The organism is Streptomyces sp. NPDC028711 (assembly GCF_055565415.1).
The window spans coordinates 210,114-223,235 of sequence record NZ_JBVHUJ010000006.1; the positions used below are offsets into that span (position 1 = coordinate 210,114).

General features: G+C 73.3%; 12 protein-coding genes. 6 read left to right on the plus strand and 6 right to left on the minus strand.

The window, feature by feature from the left end; all coding sequences use genetic code 11:
• Positions 1-3 precede the first annotated feature (3 nt).
• Positions 4-903 carry a hypothetical protein gene (locus ACZ4VK_RS20815; RefSeq protein WP_468354339.1) on the minus strand — a complete coding sequence of 300 codons (900 nt, stop codon included), beginning with the start codon at positions 901-903 and terminating at the stop codon, positions 4-6.
• 185 nt (positions 904-1,088) lie between these two features.
• Between ACZ4VK_RS20815 and ACZ4VK_RS20820 the strand changes: the two genes are divergently transcribed.
• Positions 1,089-1,721 carry a MerR family transcriptional regulator gene (locus ACZ4VK_RS20820; RefSeq protein WP_468353959.1) on the plus strand — a complete coding sequence of 211 codons (633 nt, stop codon included), beginning with the start codon at positions 1,089-1,091 and terminating at the stop codon, positions 1,719-1,721.
• A gap of 104 nt (positions 1,722-1,825) precedes the next feature.
• Here ACZ4VK_RS20820 and ACZ4VK_RS20825 read toward each other — a convergent pair whose 3' ends face one another.
• Positions 1,826-2,662 carry a siderophore-interacting protein gene (locus ACZ4VK_RS20825; RefSeq protein WP_468353961.1) on the minus strand — a complete coding sequence of 279 codons (837 nt, stop codon included), beginning with the start codon at positions 2,660-2,662 and terminating at the stop codon, positions 1,826-1,828.
• Between the two features lie 149 nt (positions 2,663-2,811).
• The gene (locus ACZ4VK_RS20830) at positions 2,812-3,717 is read right to left on the minus strand and encodes a 5'-3' exonuclease (protein WP_468354341.1); all 906 of its coding nucleotides are present in this window, start codon (positions 3,715-3,717) and stop codon (positions 2,812-2,814) included.
• 274 nt (positions 3,718-3,991) lie between these two features.
• On the opposite strand from ACZ4VK_RS20830, the gene ACZ4VK_RS20835 reads away from it, so the two are divergent.
• The 4 genes from ACZ4VK_RS20835 to ACZ4VK_RS20850 all read left to right on the plus strand — a co-directional run bounded on the left by ACZ4VK_RS20835 (position 3,992) and on the right by ACZ4VK_RS20850 (position 8,419).
• The gene (locus ACZ4VK_RS20835; RefSeq protein WP_468353963.1) at positions 3,992-5,044 is read left to right on the plus strand and encodes a quaternary amine ABC transporter ATP-binding protein; all 1,053 of its coding nucleotides are present in this window, start codon (positions 3,992-3,994) and stop codon (positions 5,042-5,044) included.
• Positions 5,037-6,848, plus strand: a complete 1,812-nt coding sequence (locus ACZ4VK_RS20840) for an ABC transporter permease/substrate binding protein (RefSeq protein WP_468353965.1) — start codon at positions 5,037-5,039, stop codon at positions 6,846-6,848. Before ACZ4VK_RS20835 ends, ACZ4VK_RS20840 begins: the two co-directional genes overlap by 8 nt.
• 163 nt (positions 6,849-7,011) lie before the next feature.
• Positions 7,012-7,563: a helix-turn-helix domain-containing protein gene (locus ACZ4VK_RS20845; RefSeq protein WP_468353967.1), complete on the plus strand. Its 552-nt coding sequence runs from the start codon at positions 7,012-7,014 to the stop codon at positions 7,561-7,563.
• A gap of 127 nt (positions 7,564-7,690) precedes the next feature.
• Entirely contained in the window at positions 7,691-8,419 is a 729-nt protein-coding gene (locus ACZ4VK_RS20850; protein ID WP_468353969.1) for a helical backbone metal receptor, read from the plus strand.
• Here ACZ4VK_RS20850 and ACZ4VK_RS20855 read toward each other — a convergent pair.
• A complete protein-coding gene (locus tag ACZ4VK_RS20855; RefSeq protein ID WP_468353971.1) occupies positions 8,346-9,518 on the minus strand; it encodes a TDT family transporter in 1,173 nt (390 codons plus the stop codon). The two genes, ACZ4VK_RS20850 and ACZ4VK_RS20855, sit on opposite strands and share 74 nt — an antisense overlap.
• A gap of 70 nt (positions 9,519-9,588) precedes the next feature.
• Between ACZ4VK_RS20855 and ACZ4VK_RS20860 the strand changes: the two genes are divergently transcribed.
• Positions 9,589-10,566: a LysR family transcriptional regulator gene (locus tag ACZ4VK_RS20860; protein ID WP_468353973.1), complete on the plus strand. Its 978-nt coding sequence runs from the start codon at positions 9,589-9,591 to the stop codon at positions 10,564-10,566.
• A gap of 99 nt (positions 10,567-10,665) precedes the next feature.
• On the opposite strand, the gene ACZ4VK_RS20865 is transcribed toward ACZ4VK_RS20860, so the two are convergent.
• A complete protein-coding gene (locus ACZ4VK_RS20865; protein WP_468353975.1) occupies positions 10,666-12,294 on the minus strand; it encodes an amidohydrolase in 1,629 nt (542 codons plus the stop codon).
• 43 nt (positions 12,295-12,337) lie between these two features.
• Positions 12,338-13,084 (minus strand): TetR/AcrR family transcriptional regulator, encoded by a 747-nt coding sequence (locus ACZ4VK_RS20870; RefSeq protein ID WP_468353977.1) that lies wholly within the window; start codon positions 13,082-13,084, stop codon positions 12,338-12,340.
• Positions 13,085-13,122 lie beyond the last annotated feature (38 nt).

Below are 13,122 nucleotides of genomic sequence, written 5' to 3' on the forward strand. Positions count from 1 at the left end.
CGGTCAGAGTAGAGCCGGTTCCCGTCGGCGCGGTCCCGACCGTCGGGACGGCGCCCTGAGGGACAGTGCTGTTGCCGCGCCGCCGAGGAGGACGATCGCCCCCGCCCCCGCCAGCGTCGCGCCGTCCGGGGCCCACAGTGCCTGGCCCCGTAGGGCCTGCCAGGTCAGCAGGGCGAACGTCGCCGCGTAGGCGGCTGAGGCCGTGAGGACGAGCCGGAGCCGGACCCGCTCGTCCGCGAGGCGGGCGAAGCGCGGTGCGAGCGCGGCCAGGACGAGGAGCAGTAGCGGCAGCAGCTGGAGCGCGTGCATGCCGAAGAAGTGCGCCACGCGCAGGTCGCCGCCGGTGGCGGCCCAGCCGGTCAGCGGCATCGACGGGCCGCCGTCCGGTACCCCCACGGCGTGCGCGCCGACGACCGGCGGGTCCTCGACCGCCAGCTGTTCGGGAGTCGGACGCACCATCAGGAAGCCCACGCCGGCGCCCGCCAGGGCGATCAGCGAGGACAGCCGGACGGCCCAGGCCATGGGCCGGTCGAGGATCCGGGCGCGCAGTAGCAGGACCGCGATGGCCAGGGCGCCGAGCCAGAGCACGACGACGGTGCCGCCCATGAGTTGGAAGACGGCGCCGTCGAAGGGCGTCGCCTGGTTGAAGTGGCTCTGTTCGCCCCGGATCACCTGGAGCGTGATGAGGACCATCTCGCCCGCGCTGGCGACGGCGACCACCGTCCCGGCCCACCAGCCCGCCCGGCGGCCCCGGGGCAGCAGCGACAGCATCCAGGCGAGGGAGAGGGCGTACGCGACGAACGACACCGAGAACTTGAACGGCTTGCTCCAGATCGGCACGCCGACCAGGACGCGGTCGTCGACGGCCATGCCGACGGCGGAGACCAGGGCGAGAACGCCCATGGAGGCGGCGAACCAGACCAGTGGCCGGTGGAGTCGAGTGAGTGGGCTGGCTGTCAGTGAGGACATACGGATCCCCCCGTGGGAAGTTATAGATAGTGGCACTTGCCGCTATCTGATAGCGCCACTATCTATGATGGGGGTGCCGGTCGGCAAGGCCGGGGCAAGGTCGAAGAGGTGAACGCGCAGTGCGCATCGGTGAGTTGAGTCGCAGGACCGGGGTGTCCGTGCCGACGATCAAGTTCTACGTACGGGAAGGGCTGTTGCCGGCCGGAGAGCTGACGAGCCCGAACCAGGCCTCGTACGCGGAGGCGCACGTGCAGCGCCTCCGCCTGATCCGGGCGCTGCTCGACGTGGGCGGTCTGTCGGTCGCCGCGATCCGGGAGGTCATCGTCGCGATCGACGACTCGGGGCGCCCGGTGCACGACGTGCTGGGTACTGTCGCCTCCCGGATGGTGCCGCGGTACGACCGCGAGCCCGGCGCGGGGATCGAGGAGATGCGGGAGCGGGTCGGCGCGCTGATCGCCGAGCGGGGCTGGCGCGTACAGCCGGGCGGCCCGGCTCCGGAGGCGCTCGCGGTGGCCCTCGACGCTCTCGAAGAGGTCGGCCACGGCGCGTTCATCGAGGCGCTGGGCGCGTACGCGGACGCGGCGGAGCGGGTGGCGCGGGCGGACCTCGAATACGTGGCGCACCAAGTGGTGCGCGAGGAGCTGGTGGAGAGCGTGGTCGTCGGCACGGTCGTCGGCGACGCGATCTTCTCAGCCCTGCGGCGCATGGCCCAGACGGACGCCTCGGACCGGTATTTCGGCCGCGCGACCTAGGGCCTGTCTTTCGGATCAGGCCGGATCTGAAACACAGGCCCTAGTCGGGCGAGGGGGAGGGCGAGGGGGAGGGGGCGCCGGGCGCCCCGACCGCCGCGCCCGGCTCAGCTCTCCTGCTCGCGCTCCACCTGGTCGTTCCAGTCGCGCTTGATCGCTCGCCACGCCTCGTCCGACTTGCCCTGGCGCCAGTAGCCCGAGATCGAGAGGCGTTCGCGCGGCACGCCCCTGTCGAGCCGCAGGTGTCGGCGGAGTTCCTTCACGAAGCCCGCTTCGCCGTGGACGAAGGCGTGCACGTCGCCCTCCGGGAAGTCCAGCGCCTGCACGGCCTCCACCAGGGCCTCGCCCGTCGGCCGGCCGCCGCGGTGGAGCCAGGTGACGTCGACACCCGCCGCCGTCGCGAACTTCTGCTCCTCGGTCGCGTCCGGGATCTCCACGAACGCGTGCACCCGCGTGCCGGCGGGCAGCGCCTCGAGGGCCACCGCGATCGCCGGCAGCGCGCTCTCGTCGCCCGCCAGCAGATGCCAGTCCGCCGCGGGGTCCGGCGTGTAGCCGCCGCCGGGGCCCAGGAAGCGCACCGTCTCGCCCGCCGTGGCCCGCGCCGCCCACGGGCCCGCGAGGCCCTCGTCGCCGTGGACCACGAAGTCGACGGTCAGCTCGCGGTGCACCGGGTCCCAGGCCCGTACCGTGTACGTCCGCGTCGTCGGCCACTGGTCGCGGGGGAACTCCGCCCGGATCCGCTCCATGTCGAACGGCTCCGGGTAGGCGACCCCCTCCGGGGCGAACAGCAGTTTCACGTAGTGGTCGGTGTACGCCCCGACCTCGAAGCCCTCAAGGCCGGGGCCGCCGAGGACGACCCGCACCATGTGCGGAGTGATGCGCTCGGTGCGCACCACGCGCGCTTCGGTGGCCTTCGGTGCCTTGCGGGCCGGCTGCTCTGCCACGAGGTGCTCTCCTGACTCGACGTACTTAGGTATGCCTAAGCTAGCATCTCGTGCGCCGTCGACCCAGTGCCGCCCGCCCCGCCCTCGTACCTCTCCCGCCCCGGCCCGTCCCTCAGCGGCCCCGGCCCTCAGTGGTCCAGGCCTGCCCCTCAGCGGTCCAGGACCGGCAGCAGTCGCCCGATCGCCCCGCCGAGGCCCCAGCGCTTCACCAGCGCGTCCAGGGCCTCCGGGTCACGGGGAGTCCTCGGGAGGGTCGCGTCGAACTCCGGCAGCGGTACGTCCCCGGCGACCCGCACCACCGTCGGAGCGACGTCCAGGTACGCGGCCGCCTCCACGATCCCGCGGCGCTTGGCCGGTGTCAGCTTCGACCACCGGTCCTCCGCCGCCGCCCGTACTCCCGCCAGGTCCCCGTACTCCGTGATCAGCTGCGCCGCCGTCTTCTCCCCGATGCCCTTCACCCCGGGCAGCCCGTCGCTGGCGTCCCCGCGCAGCGCCGCGAAGTCCGCGTACTGGTCGGGGCGCACGCCGTACTTCGTACGGATCAGCTCCGCGTCCACCAGGTCGCAGTCGCCGACGCCCTTGCGCGGGTACAGCACCCGTACGCCCCGCGCGTCGTCCACCAGCTGGAACAGGTCCCGGTCACCGGTGACGATGTCCACGGGCCCTTCGGCGCGGCCCGCCAGCGTCCCGATCACGTCGTCCGCCTCGTACCCCGCCGCTCCGATCCGGGCGATGCCGAGGGCCGCGAGGACCTCCTCGATCACCGGCACCTGCGGGGACAGCGTGTCCGGGATCTGCTCCTCGTCCGGGCCGGTCGCCGTCTCGACGGCGACCCGGTGGGCCTTGTACGAGGGGATCAGGTCCACCCGCCACTGCGGCCGCCAGTCCTCGTCCCAGCAGGCCACCAGGTCGTCGGGGCGGTGGTCCTGCACGAGCCGGGCGATGAAGTCGAGGAGCCCGCGCACGGCGTTCACGGGCGAGCCGTCGGGGGCCCGCACGGAGTCCGGGACGCCGAAGTAGGCGCGGAAGTAGAGGCTGGCGGTGTCGAGGAGCATCAGGCGTCGAGTCACCTCCCTCATTTTAGGGCTCGGCCCGCCTCGGGGCGCTGGAGCCGGCCCCTGCCCGCCCTGTATCCCCCACGTGACCCCCGTCACCTTTCCGTTTCCGCCCCCGGAAGGCGGGCAGGCGCGTGCCCGGAGCGGAACCCGGTACGGGATTCAACTAAGAAATCCCCGTACGCGACGGGCCCGCGGGCCGATCCCGCCCGCTCCACGGCCCGGCCGCGCGGGGGTGGCGGGGGCCGTTCTCGTTGCTACCCGTGAGGTATATGTGTCCAGGCTGCAGGCCGACCACCTGTTCAAGGTGTTCGGCAGACGACCCGACGAAGCCGTCCGCAGGCTCGCCGACGGTGCCGACCGCGAGGAGCTGCGCGCCGAGGGGACGACAGCAGCCGTCGTGGACGCCGGCTTCACCGTCGAACCCGGTCAGATCTTCGTCGTGATGGGGCTCTCGGGCTCCGGCAAGTCCACCCTCCTGCGCATGCTCAACGGCCTGCTGGAACCCACCGCGGGCCGGGTCCTCTTCGACGGCCGAGATCTCACCGCGCTCTCCCCCCGCGAGCTGCGGACCGTCCGTTCCACGAAGATCAGCATGGTCTTCCAGCACTTCGCGCTCTTCCCGCACCGGAACGTCCTGGAGAACGCCGGCTACGGCCTGGAGGTCCAGGGCGTGCCGCGCGCCGAGCGGGAGACCCGGGCCACCGAGGCCCTCGAACTGTGCGGTCTCGCCGGCTGGGAGAAGTCCTGGCCCGACGAGCTCTCCGGCGGGATGCAGCAGCGGGTCGGTCTGGCCCGCGCCCTCGCCACCGACGCCGACCTGCTCCTCATGGACGAGTCCTTCAGCGCGCTCGACCCGCTCATCCGCCGCGACATGCAGGACCAGCTCCTCGTCCTCCAGCAGCGGCTGAAGAAGACCATCGTCTTCATCACCCACGACCTCAACGAGGCCATGCGCCTCGGCGACCGCATCGCCGTCATGCGCGACGGCCGGATCGTGCAGCTCGGCACCGCCGAGGACATCCTCGTCCGGCCCGCCGACGACTACGTCGCCTCCTTCATCCAGGACGTCGACCGCTCCCGGGTGCTCACCGCCTCCGCCGTGATGACCGGCGGCGCCGTCCCGGAAGACTGTCCCGCCGACTGCCTCTGCCAGGCCGTCGGCCCCGACACGCTCGTCGCCGACCTGTGCGCCGTCGCGGCCCGCGCCGCGCACCCCGTGACCGTCGAGGACTCCGACGGCACCGTCCTCGGAGTCGTACCGCGGGAACGGCTGCTCGCCGCCATGGGCGGTCTCACTGGTGAGGAGGTGACCGCCCGTGCCTAGGCTTCCCCTCGGCGAGTGGGTCGACGGTTCCGTCGACTGGCTCCAGGCCCAGTTCTCCTGGCTCTTCGACGCCGTCAGCACCGGCGTCACCGGCCTCTACGACGGCATCGACGCCGTCCTGTCGGCGCCCCAGCCGCTGCTCTTCGCCGGCATCCTCGCCGTCGTCGCCTGGTGGCTGCGCGGTCTCGCCGCCGGTGTCCTCGCCTTCGGCGGGTTCGCGCTCGTCGACTCGGTCCAGCTGTGGGACGAGGCGATGGCGACGCTCTCGCTCGTCCTCGTCGCGACTCTGGTGACGCTGGTGATCGCCGTACCGCTCGGCATCTGGGCGGCCCGTTCGAACACCGTCAGCGCCGTGCTCCGTCCGGTCCTCGACTTCATGCAGACCATGCCGGCGATGGTCTACCTCATCCCCGGCATCATCTTCTTCGGCGTCGGCGTGGTCCCCGGCATCATCGCCACCATCGTCTTCGCGCTGCCCCCGGGCGTCCGCATGACCGAGCTCGGCATCCGGCAGGTCGACGGCGAACTCGTCGAGGCCGCCGAGGCCTTCGGCACCACCCCGCGCAACACGCTGCTGCGCGTCCAGCTGCCGCTCGCCCTGCCGACGATCATGGCCGGCGTCAACCAGGTCATCATGCTCGGCCTCTCCATGGTCGTCATCGCCGGCATGGTCGGCGGCGGCGGGCTCGGCGGCGCGGTCTACCGGGCCATCGGCAACGTCGACATCGGCCTCGGCTTCGAGGCGGGCGTCTCCATCGTCGTCCTCGCCATGTACCTGGACCGGATGACCGGCGCCCTCGGCCGCCAGGTCTCCCCGCTGGGCCGCCGCGCCGCCGCCAAGGCCCGCGCCGCGCTGAGCGCGAAGCGGCCCGGAGCGAAGCTCTGGGCGCACCGGCCGCAGCCCGTCACCGCTCTCGTCGGGGTCGTCGTCCTCGCCCTCGTCGCCGGCGGCACCGGCTTCCTCGGCGGCTCCGGCGCCACCTCCACGACGGCCTCGGGCCAGAACAGCGGCCACGGCAAGAAGATCAGCATCGGCTACATCCCCTGGGACGAGGGCATCGCCTCCACGTACCTCTGGAAGGAGCTCCTGGAGCGACGGGGGTACGAGGTCGAGACCAAGCAGCTGGAGGCAGGCGCCCTCTACACGGGCCTGGCCGGCGGGCAGCTCGACTTCCAGACCGACGCCTGGCTCCCCGTCACCCACGCCCAGTACTGGGAGAAGTACAAGAACAAGCTGGAGGACCTCGGCTCCTGGTACGGCCCCACGTCCCTGGAGCTCTCGGTCCCCTCGTACGTGAAGGGCGTCGACTCCCTCGACGACCTCAAGGGCAAGGCCGGACAGTTCAAGGGCCGGATCATCGGCATCGAGCCGAGCGCCGGAATGATGGGCATCCTCAAGGACAAGGTGCTCAAGGAGTACGGCCTCGGGGGCGAGTACGAGGTCGTCGACGGCTCCACGCCCGGCATGCTCGCCGAGCTGAAGCGGGCGTACGAGCGCAAGGAACCCGTCGTCGTCACCCTCTGGTCGCCGCACTGGGCCTACTCCGCCCACGACCTGAAGAAGCTCTCCGACCCCAAGGGCTCCTGGGGCAAGGGCGACGGTGTCCACACGCTCGCCCGTAAGGGATTCACCGGGGACAACCCCGAGGTCAGTGCCTGGCTGAAGAACTTCTCGCTGACCGAGAAGCAGCTCACCGGCCTGGAGGCCGTCATCCAGGAGACCGGCAAGGGCAAGGAGCAGCAGGCCGTCCGCGACTGGCTGGAGCGGAATCCCGGTCTCGCCGAGAAGCTCGCCCCGCAGTAACACCCGGGAGCGACAGCCGACTGCTGTCCGAAAAGGGGTGGTCGCCGAACGTGTTCGGCGACCACCCCTTTTCGGCACGACGCGAAACCCCGCCCCAAAGCTGCGTAAGGTTCAGGTAACCGCCCGGTACGGGTACGCACGAGGCACGAGGGAGGGAGCCGACATGGACGAGAAGGAATCAGCCCGTGTGGGCGCGGCCGTCAAGAGACGACGCAGAGCGCTCCAGCTCACCCTGGCCGTCGTCTCTTCCCGCAGCGGTCTCTCCGTGCCCTTCCTCAGCCAGGTCGAGAACGACCGGGCCCGCCCCAGCCACCGCTCCCTCGAGCTCGTCGCCGAGGCCCTGGAGACGACGGCCGGCGAGCTCCTCGCCGCCGCCGAGGCCTCCCGTACCGTCGACGTCGTACGGTCGGACGACACCTCCCCGGCCCTGCCGCCGGGCGTCCGGCGGCTCGTCCGCGGCCGCCACCAGCTGCACGCTCTGGAGTTCACCGGCGAGCAGGACGCGGGGCGCGAGTTCCAGCACCGGAACGACGAGCTGCTGTACGTGGCCGACGGCGCCGCCGAGGTCGAGGCCGAGGGCCGCGCGCACCGGCTCGGCCGCGGGGACACCCTCTACCTCTCCGGCGGTGTACGGCACCGCTGGCGCGCCACCGAACCCGGCACGCGCCTCCTCGTCGTCGCCGTCGCCGACCACGTCGAGGCCGAGGTGGAATGAGGGCTCGCCACGGTGAGGGCCTGGCCGCGGCGAGGCCTCGACCCATGGACGGCCTCACCACGCTTCGGGCCACGAGGGGAACCGCCACGATGACGGCCCCGCCCCCGGTGACGGCGGCCCCGCCGCGATGAGGGTCGTCTCCCTCGTGCCGTCGCTGACCGAGGCCGTCGCCGTCACCGCGCCCGGTCTTCTCGTCGGCGCCACCGACTGGTGCAGCCACCCCGCAGGACTCGACGTCGTCCGGATCGGCGGCACCAAGAACCCGGACGTCCCCGCGATCGTCGCCCTCCGCCCCGACCTCGTCCTCGCCAACGAGGAGGAGAACCGCGCCCCCGACCTCGCCGCCCTGCGGGCCGCGGGACTCGACGTCCTCGTCACCGAGATCCGTACCCTCGACGAGGGACTGCGGGAGCTGGAGCGGGTCCTCGGCGCCTGCGGCGCGCCCCGCCGGCCCCGGTGGCTCGACGAGACCGAGGCGGAATGGGACGCCGTCACCCCGGACACGGTCGGCGGGGAACCCCTGACCGCCGTCGTTCCCATCTGGCGCCGCCCCTGGATGGTCCTCGGCCGCGACACCTTCGCCGGCGATCTGCTCGCCCGCCTCGGGGTGCGCAATCTGTACGCCGGCCACCCGGAGCGCTATCCGCGCGTCCCGCTCGACGAGCTCCGCGCCGCCGCCCCCGACCTGGTCGTCCTGCCCGACGAGCCGTACCGCTTCACACGGGACGACGGCCCCGAGGCCTTCCCCGGGACCGCCGCCGCTCTCGTCGACGGACGTCTGCTCACCTGGTACGGGCCGTCCCTGGCCGAGGCGCCGAAGGCACTGGCGCGGGCCCTGCGAGCAGCGCGCCGCTGACCAGACCGCGCAGGGTGTGCCGCCCGGCCACCAGCCAGGCCGCGACGAGGAACACGTACAGGCCGACCGCCAGCCAGCGGAAGACGGCGAGTCCGGTGTGCTGGGCGAGGCCCTCGGCGCCGGTCACGCACGTGCCGACGGGGAAGGTGAACGCCCAGAAGGTCATCGCGAAGCCCATGCCCTGCCGGCGTGCCCGCAGCACCATCGCCCCGGCGAGCGCCAGCCACAGCAGGGCGAAGCCCATGACGGGCACCCCGTAGAGGACGGCGAAGGCGGCGAAGCCGTGCGCGTACGGGGCGGGCAGGACGCCCGGCGCCACGTCGGCGAACTTGTTCGCGGCGGTCGTCGACTGGCCCAGCGGGCCGAGGACGAGGAAGAGGGTGGGGGTGAGCGCGAGCGGCAGCGGAGCGCCGGTCACGAGCCGGCCGAACACCAGCGGCAGCATGACCAGGGTCGCGAGCAGGCTCACCCCGAACATCGCCCAGCAGGCGATGAGGAGCGTCTCCTGGGCCTGCCCGGCGGGCAGATGGGGCACGAGCAGCGGGCCGAGGGCGGCGGAGACCATGGGGGCGACGACCGGCAGCAGCCAGACCGGGGACGCGCTCTCGATCCGGTGGTGGACCACCATCAGGTACGGGACGGCCACCGCGGCCGCGAGGCCGATGACCGTGCCGGCGGTGAACAGGACGGTGTCGAGCGCCACGGCAGCCTGGAGTCCGATCCAGTCCCGGCCCACGATCATCGCCCCGCCGCCGACCGCGAGCAGGGCCATCGAGAGACAGCCGTAGAACGGTGCCACGGCGGGGTCCAGGAGGTGGGCGCGGGCCTGGTCGCGGTGGCGGAGCCAGTGCACCGCCCGGGCGGCGACCAGGACGAGCAGCATCGCGAGCGACAGCGCCCAGACCGCCGCGCAGAACGCACGGAGGCCGGGGACGTGCGGCGGGAGCCCGGCGCCGGCGTTGGCCACGATGGCCGTGCCCATCACGGAGGCGTACCAGTGGGGTCCGAGGTGACGGACGGAACGGGCCGGGAGAGCGGCCGACCGGGCGCCGGGGGTGGTGGCGCCGAGGGCCGGACGAGAAGGTGCGAGGCTTGCCATGGCTCCACCGTCGCCCTGTTTCCCGGCCCCCACCAGGGATCCTGCGGCTATGACGTCATAAGCTGGCTTTATGGGTGGACGGAAGCGGGGCGGCGACACGTACGGGGACGACCCTCGCGACGCCGAGGCGTACGGCGCTGCGGTCAGGGGGCAGCTCCACCACCGGGTCCCTGACCTGGGCGCGCTCGAACTGCTCCTCGCCGTCGCCCGGCACGGCAGCCTCGGCGCCGCCGCCCGCGAGGTCGGCATCACCCAGCCCGCGGCGAGCAGCCGCATCCGCTCGATGGAGCGGCAGCTCGGCGTGGCCCTCGTCGACCGCTCGCCGCGCGGCTCACGGCTCACCGACGCCGGCGCGCTCGTCACGGACTGGGCGCGGCGGATCGTGGAGGCGTCGGAGGCCTTCGACGCGGGCGCCCAGGCGCTGCGCGGGCGGCGGGACTCCCGGCTGCGGGTGGCCGCGTCCATGACCATCGCCGAGTACCTGCTGCCGGGCTGGCTGATCGCGCTGCGCGCCGACCGCCCCGACACGGCCGTGTCGCTCCAGGCGGGCAACTCGGCGGTGGTCGCGGAACGGCTCCTCGCGAACGAGGCGGACATCGGCTTCGTGGAGGGGCTCGCCGTGCCCGACGGCCTCGACGGCGTGGTCGTCGCGCACGACCGGCTCGCGGTCGTCGCCGCCCCCTCGCACCCGTGGGCCCGCCGCAGGGGCCCGCTCGATCCGGCGGAGCTGGCCGCGACCCCGCTGGTCCTGCGGGAACGCGGCTCCGGCACCCGGCAGGTCCTCGACTCGGCGCTCTCCGCCCACGGCGGCCTCGCGCAGCCGCTCCTCGAACTCGCCTCCACGACGGCGGTGAAGGCGGCCGCGGTGAGCGGCGCCGGCCCCGCGGTCCTCAGCGAGCTGGCGATCGCCGAGGAACTGGCCTCCCGCCGCCTGGTCGCCATTCCGGTGGCGGGAGTCCTCCTCCGCCGCGACCTCCGCGCGGTCTGGCCCACGGGCCACCGCCCTACGGGCCCGGCCCGCGACCTCTTGTCCCTGACACGCGGCTGAGGGCCTGTCCGCCTCGCATCCGGGTACGGGCCGGTGGCTGTCCGTACCCCCGTCCTCCCGGCAGAACGTACGCCCGCGAACCGGCGCCCGCCGCCTCCGTCAGAGATCCGACGCCCGGAACGTCACCCGCCCGTTCACCGCCGTCAGCCGGACCGGAACGTCCGCCAGCTCCGTCGCCGCCGTCGTCAGGGGATCGGCGCCCAGGACCGTCAGATCGCCCCGGAAGCCAAGCGCGAGACGCCCCGCCTCATGCTCCTCGCCCGCCGCGTACGCCGGCGCCGTCGTCATGCCCCGCAGCGCCTCCAGGGCCGTCAGCGCCTGCTCGGGCCCGTGCGGCGCCCGGCCGAGGTCACGGCTCGGGCGCCGGTGCCGGGCCCCGGCCATCACACCGAGCGGCGGGAACGGAGCGATCGGCCAGTCGGAGCCGAGCACCACCGTGGCCCCGGCGTCCACCAGGTCCCGGCAGCGCCACGCGCGCGAGGCACGCTCCTCGCCGAGCCGGCGCGACCAGTTGTCGGTGTGGTCGGCGCGGGTGAAGTCACAGCAGTGCGTGGGCTGCATCGACGCGAGGACACCCAGGTGGGCGAAGCGCCGCAGGGTGTCGTCCGGCACGGTCTCGATGTGCTCGACCCGGTGCCGCACCTCGGCCCCGCCGCCGGCCCGCGCCTTCTCGACGGAGTCGAGGACGTGCCGCACGGCCGCGTCGCCGATGGCGTGCGTCGCGGTCGGGACCCCCGCCCGGTGCAGCTCCCCGACGATGTGGGCGTACGCGGCCGGGTCCGGCCAGAACGCGTGCGTGGACTCACCGTGGCAGTCGGGGCGCTCCAGCCACGCGGTGCCGTTGTCGATGGTCCCGTCCATGAAGAGCTTCACCCCCGCGACCCGCCACAGCTCCCCGCCCGTGCCCTGCTGCGCGATCAGGGCCCGTACGCCGTCCGCGTCGGTACCGGGCTGACACCAGGGCGCGACCCGGAGCCGCAGCGGCAGTTCACCGGCCGCGTCGAGCTCCCCGTACAGCGCGAGGCTCTCGCCGTTGGCGTCCATCGCGTGACCACCGGTGAGCCCCGCCGCCGCCATGGATCGCAGCGCCGCCGCGAGCCGCTCCCGGCTCTCCTCGCGCGTCGGCCTCGGGGCGACCCGTTCGACCAGCTCGCAGGCCGCGTCCTCCTGGAGCAGCCCGGTCGGGCGTCCGTCGGCGTCGCAGACGACCTCGGCGGACGCCTGGTCGAAGGTGCGGGGCCCGTCGACCCCGGCGAGTTCGAGCGCGCGCCGGCTGGCGAGCGCCGAGTGGGCGTCGAAGAGCAGCAGGAACGCCGGTACTCCGTCGAGCACGGCGTCGAAGGGCGCGATCCCGACGGGCCGGTCGCCGAAGACGTTCGGGTCGAGCCCCCAGCCGAAGAGCCACGCGCCCCGGCCGAGGCTCCGCACCTCGCGGGCGAGGGCCTCCCGTACGTCGTCGAGGTCGGCGCAGTACGACAGGTCGAGGCCGTGGGTGAGTTCGGCGCCGGACACCGGGTGCACGTGGCCGTCGACGAGACCGGGGGTCACCACGGCGCCCTTGAGGTCGACGACGGTGGTGCCGGGTCCCGCGAGCGCGCGGACCTCCCGGTCGTCGCCGAGGGCGCCGATCCGGCCGTCGTCGGAGACGGCGAGCGCGGTCTCGGGCAGGGACGCCCCCGTGCCGGGGTCGAGCAGACGGGCGGAGAGCAGAACGAGTCGGGTGCTCACGGTGGCTCCAGGAAGGGGACGGGCGGGGGAGGGGGCGGTGGCGTCAGGCCGGGTCGGCGGGCGACGCCGGTACGTCGGCAGGCTGCGGAGCCGGTACGTCGGCAGGTTGTGGAGTGGGTAGGTCAGCAGCCTCAGCAGCCTCAGCGGGCTCCGCCGGTGCCGGTACGTCGGTGAGCGCCCCGTAGGGCAGCCCGAGTGCGCGTTCCGCCGTGGTGACGGCCATACGGGTCACCGCCTCCGGGCGGTTGCTCCGGTCGGTGTTGGCGTGGACGCCGAGCCCGTCGATCACCACCAGGATCTGGATGGCCGCGGCCCGCGGGTCGTCCGTCCGGAACTCACCCCGCTCGACGCCCTCGCGGATCAGCGTCTCCAGGCGGTCGTCGGAGGCGAGTTCCTGCTCGGCGACCCGGTCGCGCAAGGCGGGCCGGTAGCGGCTGAGGTGACGGGCGTTGATCCAGAGGCGGCTGATGTCGTCGTACGCCTCGCCCGCCGAGAGGGCGAAATAGCGCGCGAGGTACTGCGTCGGGGTGCCGTGGGGGCGGTCGGCGGGCAGCAGGGCGTCGAGCTCGCCAGTGGCGGCCACGGTGAACGCCTCGCCCACCAGATCCTCCGCCGAGGGGAAGTAGTGGCTGATCAGACCGGGGCGGACGGCGAGCTCCTCGGCGATCCGCCGCAGGGTGACGCACTCGAGCCCCTCGGTCAGGGCGACGCGTGCCGCTGTCTCCACGATCTCCGCCCGCCGGGCTTCCGGGGATTTCCGAACTCGCTTGCGCTGGACGCTTGACGACATACCCCGGATGCTATTGAGTGTGCGACCAATAAGCAACC

Coding starts and splice junctions, on each gene's coding strand:
- ACZ4VK_RS20860 (WP_468353973.1), top strand. CDS start 9,589: ATGGGTGGACGGAAGCGGGGCGGCGACACGTACGGGGACGACCCTCGC.
- ACZ4VK_RS20815 (WP_468354339.1), bottom strand. CDS start 903: ATGGGCGTTCTCGCCCTGGTCTCCGCCGTCGGCATGGCCGTCGACGAC.
- ACZ4VK_RS20855 (WP_468353971.1), bottom strand. CDS start 9,518: ATGGCAAGCCTCGCACCTTCTCGTCCGGCCCTCGGCGCCACCACCCCC.
- ACZ4VK_RS20870 (WP_468353977.1), bottom strand. CDS start 13,084: ATGTCGTCAAGCGTCCAGCGCAAGCGAGTTCGGAAATCCCCGGAAGCC.
- ACZ4VK_RS20850 (WP_468353969.1), top strand. CDS start 7,691: ATGAGGGTCGTCTCCCTCGTGCCGTCGCTGACCGAGGCCGTCGCCGTC.
- ACZ4VK_RS20830 (WP_468354341.1), bottom strand. CDS start 3,717: ATGCTCCTCGACACCGCCAGCCTCTACTTCCGCGCCTACTTCGGCGTC.
- ACZ4VK_RS20845 (WP_468353967.1), top strand. CDS start 7,012: ATGGACGAGAAGGAATCAGCCCGTGTGGGCGCGGCCGTCAAGAGACGA.